This window comes from Salinarchaeum sp. IM2453, assembly GCF_019693215.1.
Lineage (GTDB): Archaea > Halobacteriota > Halobacteria > Halobacteriales > Salinarchaeaceae > IM2453.
On sequence record NZ_CP081183.1, the window covers coordinates 1638588 to 1659636 of the forward strand.

The 21049-nt window shown below is 46.8% G+C and carries 19 protein-coding genes and 1 tRNA gene; 14 read left to right on the forward strand and 6 right to left on the reverse strand.

Translation table 11 applies throughout. From position 1 onward, the window contains the following. The first annotated feature begins 7 nt into the window (after positions 1-7). The 8 genes from K0C01_RS07905 to K0C01_RS07940 all read left to right on the forward strand — a co-directional run bounded on the left by K0C01_RS07905 (position 8) and on the right by K0C01_RS07940 (position 8718). A complete protein-coding gene (locus tag K0C01_RS07905) occupies positions 8-1561 on the forward strand; it encodes a complex I subunit 4 family protein (protein WP_221171229.1) in 1554 nt (517 codons plus the stop codon). Beyond that, a complete protein-coding gene (locus K0C01_RS07910; RefSeq protein WP_221169176.1) occupies positions 1561-3117 on the forward strand; it encodes an NADH-quinone oxidoreductase subunit N in 1557 nt (518 codons plus the stop codon). The genes K0C01_RS07905 and K0C01_RS07910 overlap by 1 nt, the downstream gene beginning before the upstream one ends. Before the next feature lie 81 nt (positions 3118-3198). Then, on the forward strand, positions 3199-4695 hold the full coding sequence (locus K0C01_RS07915; protein WP_221169177.1) for a DHH family phosphoesterase: 1497 nt from the start codon (positions 3199-3201) through the stop codon (positions 4693-4695). A 532-nt stretch (positions 4696-5227) separates the two neighbouring features. Beyond that, complete coding sequence (locus tag K0C01_RS07920) at positions 5228-6025, forward strand: CBS domain-containing protein (protein WP_221169178.1); 798 nt, start codon at positions 5228-5230, stop codon at positions 6023-6025. Between the two features lie 273 nt (positions 6026-6298). Continuing rightward, positions 6299-6880: a DUF2589 domain-containing protein gene (locus K0C01_RS07925; protein WP_221169179.1), complete on the forward strand. Its 582-nt coding sequence runs from the start codon at positions 6299-6301 to the stop codon at positions 6878-6880. A 26-nt stretch (positions 6881-6906) separates the two neighbouring features. Next, a complete protein-coding gene (locus tag K0C01_RS07930; protein WP_221169180.1) occupies positions 6907-7530 on the forward strand; it encodes a DUF2589 domain-containing protein in 624 nt (207 codons plus the stop codon). Then, a complete protein-coding gene (locus tag K0C01_RS07935; protein WP_221169181.1) occupies positions 7523-8404 on the forward strand; it encodes a hypothetical protein in 882 nt (293 codons plus the stop codon). The genes K0C01_RS07930 and K0C01_RS07935 overlap by 8 nt, the downstream gene beginning before the upstream one ends. A 2-nt stretch (positions 8405-8406) precedes the next feature. Beyond that, entirely contained in the window at positions 8407-8718 is a 312-nt protein-coding gene (locus tag K0C01_RS07940) for a hypothetical protein (RefSeq protein WP_221169182.1), read from the forward strand. Positions 8719-8745: 27 nt separating this feature from the next. Here the strand turns inward: K0C01_RS07940 and K0C01_RS07945 are convergent, their stop codons facing one another. Both K0C01_RS07945 and K0C01_RS07950 read right to left on the reverse strand, forming a co-directional pair. Then, positions 8746-10272, reverse strand: a complete 1527-nt coding sequence (locus K0C01_RS07945; protein ID WP_259372358.1) for an ABC transporter permease — start codon at positions 10270-10272, stop codon at positions 8746-8748. A gap of 128 nt (positions 10273-10400) precedes the next feature. Then, positions 10401-11555 (reverse strand): extracellular solute-binding protein, encoded by a 1155-nt coding sequence (locus K0C01_RS07950; RefSeq protein ID WP_221169183.1) that lies wholly within the window; start codon positions 11553-11555, stop codon positions 10401-10403. A gap of 192 nt (positions 11556-11747) precedes the next feature. Here K0C01_RS07950 and K0C01_RS07955 point away from each other — a divergent pair, with 192 nt between their 5' ends. Next, complete coding sequence (locus K0C01_RS07955; protein WP_221169184.1) at positions 11748-12896, forward strand: ABC transporter ATP-binding protein; 1149 nt, start codon at positions 11748-11750, stop codon at positions 12894-12896. A gap of 113 nt (positions 12897-13009) precedes the next feature. On the opposite strand, the gene K0C01_RS07960 is transcribed toward K0C01_RS07955, so the two are convergent. Then, positions 13010-13094: transfer RNA gene (locus K0C01_RS07960), tRNA-Leu, on the reverse strand. A 200-nt stretch (positions 13095-13294) separates the two neighbouring features. Between K0C01_RS07960 and K0C01_RS07965 the strand changes: the two genes are divergently transcribed. Both K0C01_RS07965 and K0C01_RS07970 read left to right on the forward strand, forming a co-directional pair. Continuing rightward, on the forward strand, positions 13295-14320 hold the full coding sequence (locus tag K0C01_RS07965; protein ID WP_221169185.1) for a lysylphosphatidylglycerol synthase transmembrane domain-containing protein: 1026 nt from the start codon (positions 13295-13297) through the stop codon (positions 14318-14320). Between the two features lie 204 nt (positions 14321-14524). After that, positions 14525-15031, forward strand: coding sequence for a helix-turn-helix domain-containing protein (locus tag K0C01_RS07970; RefSeq protein ID WP_221169186.1), 507 nt, complete (start codon positions 14525-14527; stop codon positions 15029-15031). A 199-nt stretch (positions 15032-15230) separates the two neighbouring features. Here the strand turns inward: K0C01_RS07970 and K0C01_RS07975 are convergent, their stop codons facing one another. Further along, positions 15231-15512 (reverse strand): PadR family transcriptional regulator, encoded by a 282-nt coding sequence (locus K0C01_RS07975; protein WP_221169187.1) that lies wholly within the window; start codon positions 15510-15512, stop codon positions 15231-15233. 247 nt (positions 15513-15759) lie between these two features. Here K0C01_RS07975 and K0C01_RS07980 point away from each other — a divergent pair, with 247 nt between their 5' ends. From K0C01_RS07980 to K0C01_RS07990, 3 genes are all read left to right on the forward strand, one after another. Continuing rightward, the gene (locus K0C01_RS07980; RefSeq protein ID WP_221169188.1) at positions 15760-16119 is read left to right on the forward strand and encodes a hypothetical protein; all 360 of its coding nucleotides are present in this window, start codon (positions 15760-15762) and stop codon (positions 16117-16119) included. Positions 16120-16333: 214 nt separating this feature from the next. After that, positions 16334-17374, forward strand: a complete 1041-nt coding sequence (locus K0C01_RS07985; RefSeq protein WP_221169189.1) for an NAD(P)/FAD-dependent oxidoreductase — start codon at positions 16334-16336, stop codon at positions 17372-17374. Positions 17375-17510: 136 nt separating this feature from the next. Beyond that, the gene (locus tag K0C01_RS07990) at positions 17511-18107 is read left to right on the forward strand and encodes a flavin reductase family protein (protein WP_221169190.1); all 597 of its coding nucleotides are present in this window, start codon (positions 17511-17513) and stop codon (positions 18105-18107) included. A gap of 151 nt (positions 18108-18258) precedes the next feature. On the opposite strand, the gene K0C01_RS07995 is transcribed toward K0C01_RS07990, so the two are convergent. Beyond that, positions 18259-19998 (reverse strand): ferrous iron transporter B, encoded by a 1740-nt coding sequence (locus K0C01_RS07995; protein WP_221169191.1) that lies wholly within the window; start codon positions 19996-19998, stop codon positions 18259-18261. Further along, positions 19995-20975: a nicotianamine synthase family protein gene (locus K0C01_RS08000; protein ID WP_221169192.1), complete on the reverse strand. Its 981-nt coding sequence runs from the start codon at positions 20973-20975 to the stop codon at positions 19995-19997. The genes K0C01_RS07995 and K0C01_RS08000 overlap by 4 nt, the downstream gene beginning before the upstream one ends. Positions 20976-21049 lie beyond the last annotated feature (74 nt).

Here is a 21049-nt window from a genome sequence, read left to right on the forward strand (position 1 = left end):
ACCTGACATGATCATTGAGATTCTAATTGTTATCTGTCTGGTTGGCGCAGTTGCAACGTTCCTTTCGCCTGACCGCTTTGCCGGGCGAATAGCATTCCTTCTTAGCCTACTACCGCTTGCTGGATCTCTCCTGATGTTTTGGGAGTTCTATGGAGATGCCAGCGAGTACGGAAATGTGTTGTTCGAAAGCACTAATCGGGCATTTGAGTCTGACCTCTCTGGGACAACAATCCTCAACCTCGGAACATATGATATCCAGTGGATAGCCGCTCTCGATGGTATTAGTCTCCCACTATTAGTCCTATCAACAATCCTTACCACGCTTGCAATCCTCAGTGCTTGGACTCCGATTGACGAACGTCAGTCACAATTCTATGGTTTAGTGTTATTCTTGGAGGCTGCGCTGATTGGCGTATTTGCCACACTTGACTTCTTTGTGTGGTTCATTTTCTGGGAAGCAGTTCTTATTCCGATGTACTTCCTGATTGGCGTCTGGGGCGGCCCACGTCGCAAGTATGCAGCTATCAAGTTCTTCATTTACACAAATGTCGCCTCATTGGTGATGTTCATTGGATTCCTCGCAATGGTTTTCGGATTAACCGTTGAATCCTTTGATCTATTTGAGATCACCACGGCACTGAACAACGACGCGTTCTTAGATGATACATACTTAGGACTTAGCAGCACCACCCTCACGACCATCGCGTTCTTCGCGATGTTCTTTGGATTTGCAGTGAAGGTCCCCGTTGTTCCATTCCATACGTGGTTGCCTGATGCACACGTTGAAGCACCGTCTCCTGTCTCAGTTATCTTAGCGGGAGTGCTACTCAAGATGGGTACTTACGCTCTGCTTCGATACAACTTCACGATGCTGCCAGATGTTGCAACCGAAACTTGGGTTGCACTGCTCCTTGGAGCAATTGCTGTTATCAGTGTTATTTATGGCGCGCTACTGGCATTAGCACAGCAAGACCTCAAGCGGATTGTTGCATATTCATCCGTTGCTTCAATGGGATATGTTATCCTTGGCTTGGTTGCCTACACGGTTTATGGAATCGGTGGAGCCACCTTCCATATGGTCTCTCACGGCCTGATCTCCGGGCTTCTGTTCATGACTGTCGGCGTTATTTACAGTGCTACTCATACGCGAATGGTTGAAGATATGTCCGGGTTGGCAGACCGCATGCCAGTAGCTGTCGGAATCTTCGTTGCTGGTGCATTCGCTTACATGGGACTCCCAGGCATGTCTGGATTCGCGGCTGAGTTCTTTGTCTTCTTCGGGTCTTTCGACTCAGCACTCCCATATTCACCTGTATTCACTGGCGTTGCAATGTTTGGAATTGTAATTGTGGCAGGATATCTGCTTTATGCGATGCAGCGGACACTGTTCGGTCCATTCGATCTTGCCACTGACTATGAACTTAGCCGGGCGTCTGCCCAAGATGTCCTTCCACTGTTTATCCTACTCGGCCTGATTATCGCTCTTGGTGTTAATCCTGACCTGATCTTCGATATGATTGAACCAGCAATTGAACCTATCGAAAATGGAGGTGATAGCTAATGTCTGAACTTGTTGATTCAACGATTGCATTGCTTCCAGTTGTTTTACTGGCAGTGACAGCACTAGCAGTTTTTGCTGTTGATGCGATTTTGCCAGACAGGAATACTAGCGGGCTTCTAGCTGGTATCTCTGCTATTGGCGCAATTGGTGCCTTAGCAACCTCTCTTTGGTATCTGTATGATGGAATTCCTTCAGTCGATGGAAGCGATCCGAGTGATGGAATCCTTGCCAATCAGCTCGTTGTCGACGATATCAGTCTTATCTTTGCTGCTATCGTCTCTGTTGTGACTCTGTTGGTTGTTCTCGGTGGATATGATTATCTGAAGCAGGTTCCCAGAAAAAGCGAGTTCTACTCACTCGTCCTGCTAGCAGCAACCGGAATGGCTACTCTCGCCTATGCAAACAGCCTTCCAACCGCATTCATTGCTTTTGAACTGGCAAGCCTTCCATCATATGTCCTTGTTGCCTACCACAAGGATCGACAAGGCAGCGCTGAAGCAGGATTTAAGTACTTTGTTATCGGTGCTATCTCGTCTGCAGTTCTCCTGTATGGTATCAGCCTTGTCTATGCCTCTACCGGGGCCCTTGTATTCTCAGATATCTTGAGTGCGCTTCCTTCAGAAGGAGCAGATAAGATGGGTCTTTTCGGGATTGGCGTTTTGATGATGATCGTAGGGCTCGGATTCAAAGTTGCCGCTGTCCCGTTCCATTTCTGGGCTCCTGAAGCCTACGATGCTGCACCCGCTCCAGTGGGAGCGTTCCTTTCGTCTGCATCAAAAGCTGCTGGGTTTGTTATCACGTTCCGTATCTTCTTTGAAGCATTCCCAATGAGCGAACTTCCTGCAGCCGAGATTGACTGGATCCTCATTTTTGGCGCACTTGCTGTGCTTACGATGCTTCTTGGGAATTATGCCGCTCTTGTTCAGTCAAATGTCAAACGCATGCTTGCGTACTCCTCAATCGGCCATGCAGGATATGTACTGATTGTCCTTGGAGCCTTAGCGACAGGCGACTTCTCCGGAGCAGAGAATCAGTTCCTAATCGCCGCGGGTATCTTACATCTTACTGTATATGCATTTATGAACACTGGTGCGTTCCTCTTTGCCAGTGTCGGTGAATATTGGAACCTCGGGGAGAAATTCAGCGACTTTGCTGGTCTGGCCAAAGAAGCACCGATACTCTGTGTGGCAATGACTATCTTACTTTTCAATCTGGCAGGGCTCCCAATCGGCGGCGGCTTCTGGAGCAAGTACCTACTTTTCACTGGTGCTATTCAGACTGAATTCTGGTGGCTCGCCGCTGTTGGTGCCTTGACGAGTGCAGTCTCGCTGTATTACTACACCCGTCTTGTCAAGGTCATGTGGATTGATGAGCCAGATCAACCGCATGGAATCAGTGGTCGGCCAACTGGCATCTATGTTAGCGTCCTCACTGCTGCAACCGTCTCGATTGCGCTTCTAGTTGTCTGGATCATTTCCGGCGTTGACGCAGTTGAATTTGATCTCTTCCACGATCTATTCGTTGACGCCGCTAACGATCTCCTCCCCGAAGAATAGTCGTACTTGACCATATCTGCACAAATCTGAGCTTGATTCTCCGTAGCGTTTTAACCGATACATGCCTGAATATAAAATAGAATGACCCGGTTGATCTTGGGTTGGGGGTCTGTAGCTCGCAACATTGTGGAGCGCGAAAGTTCAGATGTCTTCATTATCGCTCCAAATATCTCTCAAGAAGAGCTTCCTGCTGCCCCTGTTCACCAGGCTGATCCAGCTGATTCTTCTGTTCTTAACAGTCTTGATATTAATCCTTCTGGAATTTTTATTGCTGATCCTGCTTTTGATCGAACGATAGCATACGCTGAAACGGCAAGTGCAATGTATCCTGCAACTCCAACTGTTGCGTATATTAATTCCGATACATCACCCCAACGACAAGAACAACTCTCATCGATGGTTGATGATGTTATTGAGTGTAATACCGTCTTAGCTGACCAGATCTTGGGAAAAATATTCACAGAGAGTGCCGCCCGAGCTTTAGAACTCCGCCGCGCAGTTACCGGTATTGATGGTAAACTGGCTGTCGTTGCACACGACAATCCGGACCCAGATGCAATCGCCAGTGCTACTACTCTTACATATATCGCTAATAAGCTTGGAGTAGATGCTACAGCTTGCTATGCCGGAGAGATCAACCATCAACAAAACAGAGCACTTGTCAATGCACTTGATCTTGATTTATCACAGTCCTCAGCTTCAGAAATAATAGACTCATATGACGGTATTGCGCTGGTAGATCACTCTCGAGCGGGCGTTAACAATCAGCTACCAGAGGAGGCTTCGATTGACATCGTTATTGATCATCACCCCCAGAAAGGTCCAGTTCAAGGAACCTTCGTTGATATCCGGGAAAATGTCGGATCAACAAGCACTCTTCTAGTGGACTATATCTCTCAGTTTGGATTTCAGTTTACCTCTCCAGTAGCGACCGCATTATTCTTTGGCATCACGACAGATACCGACGTATTCACTCGTCAAACATCGCAAGCCGACTTTGAGGCGTCTGCAATCTTGGCACCCCACGTTGACTTTTCACGACTTGACAGCATCTCCTCACCAGCTGTTAGTTCTAGCACATACGGCGCGATTGCAGCAGCGATTCGAGGTCGAGAACGACATGAATCGACCGTTATTTCGTTCATGGGTGAACTTAGTGACCGCGATACAATTGCCCAAGCTGCTGACTTCTTGCTTCAGTTGGAGGATATTGACGTGACCCTTGTCTATGGCTATCAGGATGATACTGTCTACTGTTCTGGTCGTTCACAAAATGACAATATTGACATCGGTGAACTATTCCGCCGATCTCTTGACTACATCGGTAGTGCTGGCGGTCATGAGGAGATGGCCGGTGGTCAAATTCCGATTGATATGATTGTAGACGAAGACGATAGTAATCCAGATGATATTATTCGTTCGTTTGTAAAGACACGATTTTTAGAAACAATTGATGTTATCGCTTCTACTGTCCCTGTTCGATACCAATCGTCAGAAGACATCACATCGCTACGCACTTTCTCAGCTAGATCGTATCTGGATTCTAACAACTCGTCTTCTGACCACTCAGATAACTAACTACGATTAGTGTATTCTACAGAAGAACAGGCAGAGTGCCTCGGGGTCGTTTGGAAATCGAAGATTTCCATGATGACGAGACGCTTTGCGTCTCGAACCACTTGCCCCCGAGGGTGAATGCCGTCAAAATATTATACAAATGTAAGATGTTCGAGCGACAATACACCGGTAACGACCAGAAACAAACCACTCAACGTATGGAAATGAAGCCCTCATTTCCTTTGCTGGTCGTTGGATAGTTTGGAAATGCGACTCCTCTCAACACCGTCCATTGGGCGTGAGACGGGAGTTGTCGGGCGGTGGTGGAGCTGCCGACTCCCACGGACACATCGGCGTGTTCGGGTGTGAATTCCAGCCGACTCCTCACAGAGAAGGTCGGGAGGAATTAAATTCCGTTGCCGGTGCAGTGCGGTGCGGTCCCAAGACGGCGAAGCCTCGGGGCTTGACACCGAGGTACTTCACCTATTGAGTAATCATCGGGTGGAACGATAGTCTGGGAAGCCTTTTCGTTACTGCTCTGTATTGTCCTTATATGGCGGTTAAAGAATCGGACCGAGATATTCAGGTCCAGGACTACATGACTGAAGATGTCAGCACGGTTTCTCCGGAGGCAACCGTTCGTGATGTCGCGGAACGAATTGTCAGCAGTGACGGTCACTCCGGATATCCAGTAGTTGAACGCCGACGCGTTGAAGGTTTTGTTAGTGCTGATGATCTTTTACTCGCTGATCCAGATAGTCCAATTTTCACTGTGATGGAAACGGATATACTGGTTGCTCACCCTGAGATGAAACTCACCGATGCGGCTCGTGTGATCCTTCGATCAGGCTTTCGTCGATTGCCTGTTGTTGATGACACCGGCAACCTTGTTGGTATTATCTCGAATACTGACGTTATACGTAGCCAAATTGAACGAGCAACTCCTGAAAAGGCAGAGAAGCTTCAACAAACACTTGAAAATATCCATGGTGTTACTCTTCGACGTGAGCGACGCGTTGTTCAACTCGATGAAATTACACCTACTCAAAACCGGGTTTATGCTGACGAGCTTGAGGGCCGTAAATATGAATTGGAGCGAGGACTTGCTGAGCCGTTGATGGTAGTTGATAATGCTGGTGACTTGTACCTTGCTGATGGCCATCACCGCATTATGGCAGCAAACGACCTTGGAATCACTGAGATGGAGGCTTTCGTTATTGTTGTAGATACGCCAATCGATCTTGGGATGAAACAAACTGCGGCAGAGGATGATCTTAGCTCACTTGAGGATGTTGAAGTAGTAGATTATGCGCGGCATCCATTAGTCGAGAAAACTGAGCGGTTGCGATAAGTACGATCTTAGACCAATCTTCAGTGAGTACAATTTCTTCAGGCGGATCCCCTGTCCTCAATTAGCATCGCAGTTTAGGTAAGTAGACAAGAAGCACAGTAGTGTAAGGGGAACTGGCGTTAGGTCATGGGGATTCTCGCAGGTACTATTCCCGCTCATCCAATACTATTTCTTGTCACCATAATAATTGTACCCCGTATTAATCGGCAGTTAAGGCGAATATAATCGGTGTATACCTAACTTACCTCTTAGTCTAATCAAGAATGGATCGACATGGCAAATCCGGACTTTCCCTCTGAACTAGGTAACATTCCGTATGACGAAATACTTGGAGCTCCACTCAACGCTGCTGTTGAGGCAAACGCAGCTGCCTCAGAAACTGCAGCAAATTTTATTCTTGATGTTGCATTTGAAGAGCCCGATGATTTCGCATTTGATGCGACACGTAAACCGGTATATGTTGAGTTTTCATACCGGAAAGGAACCGTTAACGAACAAGGTGAATCAACAGAAGAAGAATTTGAACTACAAGTGCCGCTCTTATTGTTGCTACACGTACCATACTTCGAAGTTGACACTGTTGAGATTGACTTCAATGTTAAGTTGAATTCTGTAGAGAAAAAAGCCGAATCACAAGAGCGCAAATTTGGCGGAAGAGCTGGGTATTTACCCTATTTTACGGTCAGTGGCAGTTCAAAGAAACAAGAAAAGAGACAACAGGAGATTGAACGAAAATATCACCAGAAAGTGCACATCGAGGCCGGATCCATTGAACCCCCAGAAGGGACGAGCAGAGTGATGGACGTGCTAGAGCAGACAATTACTGAAAAGCCTCTTGATGAGGCTGAAGAATGATTCAATTGATCTCATAATGAGTATATATGCCAGCAATTAGTTCTCTTGAGAATCTTGATTTATCGAATTTGTTCTCTGGTCCTCTTATTGCAGCCGTTGATGCCAGTATTCAAGCGCAAACTGAAGTTGTTGATCTACTGCTGGAGACAGCATACGATGAACGTGGTAACCTTGTTACCGTTTCATTTCAGTATCAGGCCCCAACTATTCAAAATGAGGAGAACCAGCGCGTAACAAAGCGCATAGATATCCCACTTGTGCTGTTCTTGTCGCTACCTAACTTACAGGTAGATCGAATTGAACAAAGCTTTTCCGCGGAGATTACCCAGGTTGACGATGTCGAACACTCTCCTGCACCGGAACGAATTGCTACGCCCCGCCGGCTACAAGTCAAGCCAGCAAGTAAATCAACAGCGTACAACCGTCGTGTAGAGTCTGCCTTTGACTTAGAAGTCAATATGGTCGCAGAAGTGAGAAACGAAACCATCGGTGAAGAAGTGATTGAACGTGTCGCCAATACTGCTATTGAAGAGCAGACTGAAGACACTCAAGAATCGAGAGATCAGAAGCAGCGACCAGAACGGATTAGTGTCGAGGATATTCTTCGTCAGCGAACCGAACAACTAGACAATCGAGACAACAATGAGTAAGCGTCAACCAGAAACTCGTGATCTCCGGACGTTCCTTGTTACACTGTATGAATCACTATCCCGAGCAGAGGTCGAGGCAATGCTGTATGGAAAACAACGAATGCGACAGCTCGTCAGATCTGGACACTCTGATGTCGCAGTACCTGTATATCATGCTGCTGACTTAGAAATGGAACTCGATACTGGGATAACACTCCAGCAAACAAAACAGGGCTATCAAGTTCATCTTGAGCAATCATCATCCGACGGTTCTTCAATATCTTTTTCGTTTGATGTTCTCGACATCTTGACTGATGGGGATATTGAGGTCGATGGTAAAGGAGATGATTTTCCCCGTCGTAAGGCGGCGATTGAGTCAACTCATCAGCAGATTGATTCACTGATACAAAGAAGGGCCGGGATGTCTGATTCGAGCAAGGGGGGCAACTCAATACTTGATCAGCCTATTGACACCATTGATGACCTAGAGGCAGAAACTATCGAGAACTTAAAAGGTACAGGTGTCACGACACTTGGTGATTTGCTCTGGGCAGATACTAATCGGCTGAACAGAGCTATTGACGACGAAGAAAAGTTACCTGAGATTAACGAACTCAAGGATTCAATCAGAGAGATGCGTACGTTGGGACGTGCTGATTCTGATTCGCCTGCTGCACCTCCGATTGAGACTATTAATGGCCTTTCTCGACAGCAAGCAAATCTACTACGAGACAACGGTTTCCAGACGGTTGTCGATCTGGCATCAGTTAACGAGGAAACAATTGCTGATATTTTTGCATCAGAAGGCCACACTGTGGCTAGAAGACAAATAATGCGGTGGATCGAGACTGCGAACAGACGACTATCTCATCACAAACAACAAGAAGGTGAATAGATATGACTGATAACACACATCTTGGTAAGTACTTCAACCAACTGAGCTACACAGATCGTAAAGAACTCGAGCAACGAATGGAACAATACCGCGAACGACTTGAAGCAGAAGGATATGAGCTCGCAATCGCAGAAAGTGATGGTGGGCTATTTGGTGGTGTGCTGGTAATCGACGAAGAGTCTGATCAATATGGATTTCTTGAGGACGATGGAAGTGTAACTTGGCTATCCAGTAATGCTAGCGGAATTGGAGCCCTCGGATCTGCGATCATGCAGAATCCGACAACAGAATTTGAAAATCAGCTTGAAAAATAAGATTCTCTGTTCCGACGGTTCCTTTCTTCAGATTAGTCCTGTATTTTCTCCCCGAAGCATGACAACCATCGATATACCTGATATAATGATCAATGCGAGTGCAGGAATGGCTGCATACTGATAATGCAGTGTCTGTTCTGCAGCCCAGATAATCGTCACAAGCGTTTCCATTCCAAATGGCTGAAGCATTAACGTTGCTGGTAGTTCTTTCATTGTGGTCAAAAATACCAACGCTGCTCCCGCCACTACTCCGGGCATAATTAACGGAAGAGTTACCTCTCGGAATGTCCTCCATCTTCCAGCATTCAGCGTTTGAGCTGCTTCTGTTAGCTGTTGGTCAACCTGTAATGAAGCTGATCGAGTGGTGCCCACTGCCTGTGGCAAGAACCGAACAACGTATGCGAAAACTAAGACAGGTACAGTTCGATACAACCACGAAACATAGTTCGCACTAAAGAAAACAAGTGCCAGTCCGATAATCACTCCTGGAACAGCAAAACCAACATACGTTATTCGTTCGAATAACTGGTCTAGCGACCTGTCTGATCGTGCCGAAAGATATCCGACTGGAATCGAGAGTATTGCAGCGAGAAGTGCTGTGATCCCTGCTAGATATACCGAATTAAACGCAAACTCTAACTGGAACTCAAGCGATGGTACTTCCTGTGCTGGGTCCTGGAGCAACCAACTTCCAAAGATAATGACCGGCAATGCAATTGCTACGATGCCTATCAGACCAAACAACCCTACAGCTATATACCTCCATCGTCCAAGCTGGATTTTTGATCCTTTTGTTTGACTCTGTCCGGTTTTTTCATCCCCGCCAATCTTGCTCTCAAGCAGCAGCACAACTGCTACAACACCAATTAACTGTAACGAGAGTAACGCGGCATACTCAATACTTCCAACATCCCATTGTCGATAGATTGCACTTGTAAATACCTCAATACCCATGAATGCTGGTGTACCAAAGTCTGAGATTGCATATAACGCAACGAGCAGTGATCCAGCTGCGACGGCCGGCTTGATTTGTGGAAGTGTAACTCGTCGAAAAGCCCCCAATCGTGTTGCATTGAGCGTCCGTGCAGCATCAATCATTGATTCATCCATTGACAGTAGTGCGGCTCGCGCTGTTAAGAACACATACGGATATGTATATAGTGTGATAATTAGAATTGCTCCAGCATAACCACTAATTTCTGGAATCGGTATCCCGGCAATAGAACTAATCTCTCCATGGGGTCCAAACGTTGAGACAAATGCAAATGCCCCAATGTAACTTGGAATCACTAGTGGAAGTGCCGCGATAATCGTCAGCGGTCGTTTAAACGGAAGATCAGTACGTGTTACTAACACCGCAAGCGGTATGCCAAGCAGCATCGAAAACGCTGTCACAGCGGCCATCAATCCGATGCTGTTAAGCAGAATATCGATATTTCGCTGTGCGGTAACCATCTCAACTGCTTCGGCTGGATTAACCTCCAATACCCGTAACGATAACCAGAACAATGGAGATGCAACTAAGACCGCAATTGTCCCACTAAGTATTGTCAACAACAACGAGCGATCTTTGTCCGCACGTATGCTTTGGGGCAACCGTAATCGATTCACAAGTATACTTGCTTGAATAAGTGCGTTTGCAAATCTTTACTCTGGCTCGGTAACTGTCACTCTGCGACGCGTTATACCGTCATGTCTTCGTCTTCCAACACGTCAATTGCTCTTTGCAGATCAGATAGCTTATTCAAGTCAAATTCTGGCGGATCAAGTTCCTCTGGTGCTGGTAAACCTTCTGGATAGTCGTCAAATTCAGTAACAACAGGATACTCGCCGTTAGCTTCCACAAACTTCTCTTGGCCGTCAACTGCCAAGAGATGTCGAATAAATTCTGCGGCCAAGTTCGGGGTCTCAGCTCCTTCAAGGATAACAACACCGGAGACCATAAACAATGAACCTGCATCACCAGACGTAAATGTGACATCAATATCTGAATCATCTCCGTACTGCTGTATCCGACGCTGTGCGTAGTACTGGTTTCCTAGTGCGAGGGTATTCTCATTGTCATTATCAACACTCTCTGCTTGTTGTGACCCGCTAGAGTGTAAATGGACATTTTGATCTTCCATCATCTTATTTATCCAATCTTTAGTCTCCTCCTCGCCCTTTCGTTCTAACATTGCAATAATAAATGACCGGAACGTCCCTGAATTCGGTCGGGTCGATATTTCCTCTGCAAATCGATCGTCTTCAGCATACTCCCAAATATCGTCGGGCAGTTCCTCTTCGTCCCACTCTGTTGTGTTATATTGTATCGCTCGCACGCGACCTGAAACACCACACCACTCACCGTCATCGTCCCGATATTGCTCTTCGACAGCCTGCTCTACATCTTCTGGTAACTCTTGTGCTAATCCTTCTTCCTTGATCATTGAAAGTGATCCAGACGACTGTGTGTAGAAAACGTCCGCCTCAGCCTCTTCGCCTGCTTCTATTATTTGATTTCGCGCACCTGCATCCTCGTCACTGTAGTCTCTTTCAACCGTGAAATCCGGATATTCTTCTTCAAGTGCCTCGAACACTGGATCAATTTGGTCTTGCGTCCTTCCAGTCGTAACCTTCAGCGTTCCAGTTAACTCCCCTAAGTCGTCCCATGTTACCTGTTCTTCGTTAATCCCTGTTTCCTGTGGACCATACGTTTCGTATGGATCATCCCTAGATCCAAATCCAAGAAAGTCAGTACATCCTGCAATTCCGGCTACACCAGCAGCACTTGTAGCGGCAAGAAAACGCCGTCTATCTGTCGATTTCGCGCAACTTAGATGGTTGCTGTCTTCCATGAAAGGTTTTTAGGCTAACCTAAACATATAATACATTCGATTTTCTGTCACATATTCTTATATCATAATGTTTTTAGGGAGTCCTAAACGTTAGTGAGATAATACACTGAATATGAAATGCCGCCGCTATCAACCTTCTATTCGCTCAAACTACACCTACAAATCCGCTCAGCATTTGAGAAGGTGGTATCGATGACGGCATCCCATTCATCAAAGTATACACACCAGCATCCGGTATCTGAACAGATTCATAAATCCATAGATCAGGATAAAGCGGATGCAGATTCCATCTTACAGCTTGACAACCTCTCAAAGAAGTTCGCGTCTGAACAAGCTGTGTCAGAGTTCGATCTCACTATCGATGAAGGAGAGATCATGACACTGCTTGGCCCCTCTGGCTGTGGAAAAACAACAACACTTCGTACGATTGCTGGCCTTGAGCGCCCGACCACTGGTCGTATTCGATTGGACGGAAGCACTGTTTCTGGTCCGGATACATTCGTTCCTCCTGAGAAACGCGATATTGGAATTGTGTTTCAGGACTACGCGCTTTTCCCGCACATGACCGCTGCAGAGAACATTGCTTTTGGAATCGACCACTGGGAGTCGTCCCGACGCCAGCAGCGAATTGATATGTTACTTGAGCTCGTCGGCCTCCCGGAGCAAAAAGAAAGCTATCCAGAAGAACTATCTGGTGGCCAGAAACAGCGGATTGCCCTAGCCCGTGCTTTAGCTCCTGAACCCGAGGTGTTACTTCTCGATGAGCCTTTCTCGAATCTTGACCGCGATCTCCGGGTGACGATGCGTGAGGAGGTCCGACAAATACTCAAGCAGACTGGTGTGACTGCCATCTTTGTCACACATGATCAAGAAGAAGCACTCTCAATCTCTGACCGGATAGCAGTTGTACATAATGGAACCATCGAACAGGTCGGTTGTCCCGAAGAAGTCTTCCAACATCCTAACTCACGGTTTGTTGCTGAATTCCTTGGCGATGCTGGCTTCCTCAGTGGCACTGTTGAGAAAGGTACTGTTGAGACTCCAATTGCGGATATTCCTGTTTCACAGATTCGAGGTCTTTCAGACGCATATAGTCAGACGGATGTTGATGTTCTTGTTCGACCAGACGACGTTATTGCGTTACCAGCAACAGAAGCCTCAATGGATGGCCGTGTCACCTATCGTAAATACTTGGGATCCATGATTCAGTATCGGGTTGAGCTATTAGATGGAACTACCATTGAGTGCATGCACAACCACTCTAACTCTGTCTCTCTCGGTGATCCGGTTACAATTGAATTAACCGCAGATCATCCTCTTTCTTGGTTCCCTTGTGACTGATTTCTGGTGAAGCTGTGTTTGATTCTCTTAGATTGGCCGCTTAACCGTATTGCCAACACTTTCTTTGCAAAGCATACGCATCTCTGAACAGTGAAGTTCACCGCAAAAAATAATGCGTGGGACCGGATTTGAACCGGCGGACCCCTACGGGACAGCGCCCTCAACGCTGCGCCGTTGGCCTGGCTTGGCTACCCACGCACTGTGTGCAATATAGAGTAGCCCGCTGGTGGTTAAAAGACCTTTCTTTTCTCTACCTTCTTCGTTAACTATTCTCTAACTCCAGATTGTCTTTGAGTATTTCACAGAAATTCAAGCCGGATGCCCCGAGGTTGTTGACACGAATATCAGAGAAGTATAAATCCATAGATGTTTTAGGAATCTCTAGTAATTGTATAACAGTGAAGCGTCGCCTTGCATTAGGACTCGCGGTTGCTGCTGTTGCACTTACAATACTCGTTGTGAGTGTCGGCTGGCAAGATGTACTTGATGCTATGCGAGATGCTGATCGGACGATCTTTTCACTCGCTTTCTTAGCCGTTATTGGGACATTGGCATTCAGAACGCTCTCATGGCATCAAGTCCTCCAGTCCGTTGAAAGGGCTGTCCCTCGTCGACAACTGTTCGGTATCTTCACCTCTGCAACCTTCATGAAATACGCAACACCGTATGGACAAGTTGCTGCAACCCCCGCAATTGCGTACGTTTTGTCACAAAACACAGGTGGAGAATTTGAAGGTGACTTTGCGGCTGTCGTCAGTGGCGACTTTATCAACTACGTTCCATACTATACGCTGGGAACTTTTGGACTTTTGTACCTGATTTTTGGTACGGCCTGGACATTTGATGTTACAGCTAGATTCTATCTTGTTCCGCTGATCTTCCTTGCAATTCTCGCAGGCTTTCTGTTTATCTGGTACCGTCGCGAGACCGTAGAGCGAGCTTTGCTATCGGTTGCTGACTGGAGCCGACGTGTTGTCGCTCGAGTCTCCCCTCGTGTTGCAGAGGCACTCAGCAAGGAGAATCTTCAGGATCGACTTCAGGGATTCTACAGCACACTTGATTTACTGGCAACAGATCGAAGATCAATCTTGCTGGCCCTCTTTTTTGGACACCTTGGATGGATTATGTTGGCTGTTGCGCTATACGTTACTTTATATGCAATCGGCTCACCTATCGCGTTTCCTCTTGCAATGCTCGCTGTTGCATTGAGTAAACTCGGATTCCTTGTGCCTGCTCCTGGCGGGCTCGGTGGGGTCGAAGCTACCCTGGCAGCTGTTTTGGTCTTAACAGCTGGTATCGGTGTCGCAGCGGCGACAGCCGGGGCTCTTCTGTTTCGTTTGGCTGCGTACTGGTTCCCATTTGCACTTGGCGGAATCTGGACAGCAGTACTGTCTCTACGGGGCTTTCAATCCAATCGTAACTAAATAACTGACCTATTCGAAGCAGCTACAATACCTAGACGCGAAACGCGCTATCGGTCTCCAACGATTTCACCCCGTGATCCTGAATCTGTGTTAGAATCTTCCTGTAAATAAAATGGGTGTCCGCTATACTCGTTTCGAGCGGATACACTCAAATCAGTAATCGTCTGTGTCAAAGTTAATACCGGTGACGACCTAATATAATGTATGGCAAAATATTCAACGGGTGACTCCGGGTCTGAGTCTGATGGATCTGCATGTGAACTCTGTGGAAAGCAAAGCGATTCACTGCGTGAAGCAGAGGTTGCTGGGGCAACGCTTCTTGTCTGTCAGCAGTGTGCACCACACGATGACTCTTCAAAGAAATCATCTTCATCTGACGAGCAGCAGCAAGAATCAACTCCAACGTCTCATAGTTCCGATGCCCCACAAACCAGTGAGTTGTGGGATGGTGATTCTAGCCATTGGGAGAAAGAAGGCACTGACTACGACGACGATCCACTTCCATACCTTATATCTGGATATGCCGATGTTGTTACACGTGCACGACAGGAAAATGGACTTACCCAGACAGAATTAGCAGAAAAAATTGGTGCGACAGAAGATGATATTCTTGCTGTTGAACAGGGCCGTGCCGCTCGTGCTGGTGTTGGCGGGTCGGTGATTGAAGATATTGAAAAAACGCTCTCTATCGAATTAACCGAAGAAACATAGAAGGGCTCCCTTCCTTTATTCAGTCTCCTTAACGGTGGGATAAGAACGCTAAGCTTCGTTCGCAAAGAATCAATGGTGCCAAGTAGCGAAGCGGTTGACTCACAACCAACGTTCTGAAATTGTATTCCACATAAAATCCACAGTATTGTTTAAGTATAAGTCAGTTATAAATTAACTAAAAAATAAATGACAGTTCTGATTAAGCCGAAACGTTAACGAACTCTCCTTCCCAACTGCGTCGGGCCTCGATTTCTCGCTCTCCTCGCTGTGTCAGTGCGTAGCTATTTGTCCGATCGTCAACTTTCCCTTTTTCAACAAGGCCCTTCTCTACGAGTGTGTCAAGGTTTGGATATAGACGTCCGTGGTTGATCTCACTCCCGTAATATTCCTCTAGTTCTTTTTTCAGTGCTAGACCATGAGGTTCGTCATTTCCAGCAATTGCGTACAGCAGGTCGCGTTGAAAGCCTGTTAAATCGTGCATATATAATATGACTCTACTTGGATAATAAGCATTTTGATATATACTCATATAACTTAGTTATATTTTACGGGAGTATGTGATAGATATTTCAGATAAGCGTCAATGCACAGGAAGTATAATGCGACTGTCTTGGAGTTTGATATTAATGTCTATTCGCATACTTTGTGTTCATCCAGCCTGCTGCCATGTTACAGTGAGATTGAAGTGAGGTCTTCTGGAGATAATATGACTTCTACCGTTACCTTGTATGGTACAATCAGCATTTGATCGACCGAAATCGCTTTACTATATGATAACGTATTATATTATGATGCTGGCAACATTGACAATCGCTGGTGCGACCGCCGTTGCGGCAGTCGGTGGTTACGCAGTTTATCGTGGTATGTCTGCCACCGGTGCTTCACGGCCGGTAAGCCGAGGAGCGCTTACAGCTGCGGCGTTGTTCCTCTGGACAGCGATCACGCTGCCTTTTGCGCTTCTCGCACTCTCTGGTGGTATTGTACTTGCACTAACACTCATCCCGGTGGCCGCTGTTCTCCTTGGCGGCTACATGCTCCATCGCCGATGGAAGCAATGGCGTAACCCGGATGTTATCACGGTTAGTTAAATCTGGTCGCACAGCCCCTGATAATTGCTAACTTTTCTATTTTGGCCGTATAACTGAACATTGCAGCCACTGTATAGGCGGTATAAGGCGACCGTCCGGGGTAAGTCCACTGTCCTATGCTGTCTAGTAAGGATGACAACTATGAGCTTGCCCGCATGTCGAAATATTCCCCTCCTCCGCCAGTTTTAGGCCGCATTGATGTGTATCTAATAATATGACTCATGTCGGCGTTGTTGGGGCCGGAGCTGGTTCAGCGGCCCTCTGCTATCTTCTTGATAGTACTGTTCCTGATGTTGAGATTACTGTTCTTGAAAAGTCTGGCGGCGTTTGTGGACGAGCAGCCACACGGCGTCGTAGCGCAATAACGTATGACTATGGAGCAAATTACATCAAATCTGATGACAAGCGTGTGAATGAACTGTTGACAGAGACACTGGATGCTGGTGGCTTAGTCAACATTGAGGAGCCAATTTACGTTTTTGAACAAGACGAAGAGGTTTCTGAGGGGCGATCAAATGACGCATCCCGATGGTCGTATGAGACTGGACTTACACGCTGTGCAAAACAGTTGTTTGGACAGACCGATGTTCAAGTACATCAAAATACCCGCGTCGCATATCCACGTTATCGTGATGACACATGGACGCTTGTTGACACTCAATCAAATGAGTGGGGCCCGTTCGACTATGTGGTGTTTAATCCGCCTGCTCCACAGACATCTGAGCTACTCTCTGAAGCAGACTGGGACTCTCCTCTTCGAGATGAACTTGTTGATGCCATCGATGCTGTTCCGTACCGGTCGCTCTGGTCGGCCGTCTTGCACTACCCATACCGGATTGAAAAACCGTACTATGCACTAGTTAATACTGACAAGGAGCACGATATTGGGTGGATTTCTCGAGAAGAGTGTAAATCCGGACATGTCCCCGCAGATGAATCTGTTCTCATCGTTCAGGCTAGTCCAGGGTGGTCAGAGCGAAATGAAAATCGATCGCCTGAAAAGAACAACACCCGACTAGCGGCGATGACTGCAGAAATTATGAACGATGAGAGACTTTCCGATCCTGATTGGACAGATCATCAATTTTGGCGATATGCTCTTCCAGACCGCGGGGTTAACACTGGTCCTGTTCAGAGTGCCCAGGATGTTGGATTATATTGTGTCGGTGACTGGGTTGCTGGCGAAGCCCGGGTACATGCTGCTCTTCGAAACGGGCTTGATGTTGGCGAACGGATCGCTTACTCACTATCTTAATTGAATTTTCTCGGTGGTTATTTTGCCGGTCTGTCTACCGCGGTAGCAAGCCGAGTGATTAAGCTTATCCCCGGAGCAGTCTCCCCAGTTTTCGTGATTCCACACAGTGATAACTCTCTAACAATGGTGTTTCAATATGGAATATACGCCAGATGATTTTAATGGCTATGAGCAGTTTCTCACACTTGGACGACTTGTTACACCACGCCCAGTTGGGTGGATTAGCACAGTCGACTCCTCTGGGGAACCCAATATCGCTCCATATAGCTTTGTTTCCCCGCTCAGTGTGGATCCACCAGTAATTGGACTATCAGTTGCGCCTCATCCTGACGGAAGTATGAAAGACACTGCACAAAATGTTCTTGATACTGATGAATTTGTGTATCACCTACTCACAGACGAATTTTTGCACCAGATGAATGAAACAGCCCGAGATGTTGACCATTCTGAGTTCGACCTCATAGACGTTGAAACGACATCGTGTACCTCTGTCGAAGTTCCACGTATTGATACAGCCCCGGCATGGCTTGAGTGCACAACATACGATACGCATGAGATTGCAGAGACACAGGTTATCTATGGAGAAGTTGAGCGCATTGGTATTGCTGATGCGTTTGTAGATGAAACTGACCTTCCGGATGTTGATGCAATAGAGGAATCTGTTCTCGGCCATCTCATTGATGAACATTACACGACGCTTGATCTCCTTGAGAAACACCAACCTGATGATTGACCTCCTCCACACGGCTAAAGCCGGTGGGTGTTCGCCTCGATACCGCTGTAAGCCACATTGTCACCCAACCCGGTAAAATTATCAAATAAATATCCGTGTTATCGTATTCGAGTTTGCTGTCCCTCTCGCTCTTTACGAAGTATATTTGAATTCACGCTAATGCAAGTGCTTGAGCAAATATCCCTCCAATCAGGAATGAAGTCAATACAGTCAAAAAGAGAATAAAGATTGCCATTTTGGAGCTATACTCCTGCACGACAGTTGCAAACACAGCAACACAGGGAACGTAAAACAGTGCAACAACTGAGCTGACAAACAATTGACTTGTCGTAAGATCCATCTCAATTAGCGGTAGTACAGTTAACTCTCGACGAACGATACCTAAAATAAGTGGTATCGCGGCCTCCTCAGGCAAATGCAACCACTCAACGACAATCGGTCGCATGTATTTTCCAACCTGCTGCAATGCTCCAAGTTCATATAACACTGACGCGGCTCCGATTGCGTATATCATATGTACTGCGCCGCCCAGCACAAAGTGTTTGATACGCATCCATACCCGGGTTGCTGTCACTTTCATATTTGGGACAAGCAGCGGTGGAACATCCGTAATTGTTGGGGGAGATGGTCCATCAAGCACCCGGTCCAGAATCAGTCCTGAAACAACCATTCCCAGTAAAGACATGAAAAAAATTGTCGGAACAAGCAGCAAAGAGGCTTCACCCAGAAGTGCGATAAATGCGCCTGTTTGTGCAACACATGGAACCGCAAGCACGATCATCAGTGTCATCATAATCCGTCGTTTCTGTGTCTCTGCAGATCGAGTTGCAGTTATACCAGGTATTGCACAACCATACCCGAGCATCAATGGAATCGTACTAGTTCCTGTGAGCCCAATTCGATCCATCACACCATCAAGCAGGACTGCAAGGCGAGGAAGATATCCACTGTCTTCAAGTAAGCTTAATGCGATATAAAACGACAGCACGTACGGTAACACGAGTCCAAAGGGCCATTCAATACTCTTGATGAGGAAACCATATTCGCCGATGAGAATATTCTGAATCGTTTCTGATGAAGTAGCTGATTGAACTGTCTGCTCTATCACCGGAAAGAGAATTGCTTCAAACACCGGTAATAAAACGTACTGTCGAATTCCCATACCGACGCCTACGACGATAGCAAATGTTCCGACGAGTACAAGGAACGCAACAGGTATTCCTGGCCATGGCTGGACAAGTTGCTGACTGAGACGATCTAGCTTAGATGACCCAGTATTACTCGTCTTTGGTTCTCGAATCGCGTCTGTAGCAAGCTTTTCTGCTCGCTCCCACTTTTTCGATGGAGGATCATCATGCACAAACGGATCCGTGAGTTGTGCAGTAACCAGTTCTGACAATTTATCAATTCCCTGCTGCTCTGTTGCAATAGTTTCAACAACTGGACTCGATAGCTCACGCCGCAAATATCCTGTTTCAAGTGTCTGACCATTGTTTGCAAGCAAATCAACTCGATTTACTGCCGCAACAACTGGGATATCATACTCCTGAACCTCGAACAATAGGTGCAAACTTGACTCAAGATTAACCGCATCTAACACACAAATGGCAACATCACAACCTTCTTCTAATGCATCAATAGCAAGTTGCTCGGCCTCATTGCTTGCTGAGAGCGAATATGTTCCGGGAATGTCAACGACCGTAACTTCATGATTGTCGAACGTTGCCCGGCCGCGCTTATACTCGACTGTTGTCCCTGAGTAGTTGGCGATCTCTACATCCATGCCAGTGAGCGCACTGAACAGTGAGCTCTTGCCGACGTTTGGAGGCCCAATCAGGGCAACCGTTGGACGGTTCTCACATGAGAGTTCTGTCTTCTCTCCGTTACTCATACTTCGCCCGCCCGACGAACGGTCGCTAACTGCTGAACATGAATCTCCTGCGCAATATCACGGTCAATTGCAACTGTGCGACCTCCAGTACTGACAACGACTGGTCCATCAAACGGCTGGTGATTCTGTATTTCGACCTCTTTACCAGAGCGAATTCCTAACGCTGGCAACTGGTCATTATCAGGGGCCGATCTAATTACGACCTGTTCTCCTTCCGCAAATGATGCAAGAGTTCTCGTATCTTGATGGATACTGTTTCTTTCGGTGACATCTGCTCCCCGTGCGGGGCAGTCCGGAACATCCACACATGATTCACATGCCTGTGGCTCGGAACACACAATGACACTTTCCTTACCGAAACGATGCGAAACCGAGTCCTGATGAATATGGTCTGGAACAGACTCTGTCGGGTATAGATGTTCACTCCATCCACGTGGTCGACGGTAAACCAGGGATTGGTGTGCCTGCAGATCAGTTACGAGTTGCTGGACAATCTTTGCTTTTGGGTACACATGGAACGAAAGCCAAACCACATCAAAATCACTCGGTTCAACACCTTCTCCGTTTGCATGGCAGATCTCAATCTTCTTATCCAAGTTACGACTGTCAACTGCCGCTTGGGCTGCTTCAACGGCAGCTGGATCGTGATCAATAGCTGTAACTGAATAACCTTCCTTGGCTAAGACCATCGCCGTCATCGGCAGTGGTCCACATCCCACGTGTAGAATTTGTGCGTCTGTATTGGGGTCAAGCAGTTCTAATTCACGCTGTACAAGCCGCTTGTATGCTACTCGCTGATACACGTCTCCGAAAACAGTTGAGTATTGATCTAGTGATTCAATTATCTGTAAAATCCGGTTACTTGCTGTAACAGTCTTACGTGGAGACTCTGATGCCGAGACTGCGTTTTTCCCACTGGGTGAGAACGCATCCGTCTTGTGATCTTCCTCAACTGAATAGTCGGATTTACTTGACACAGTGTATTCAAGCGTTTGTCTTTTTGGTAAGCCTAAAAGTGTTATGATAACTCGATGACATAGATTAACAGATG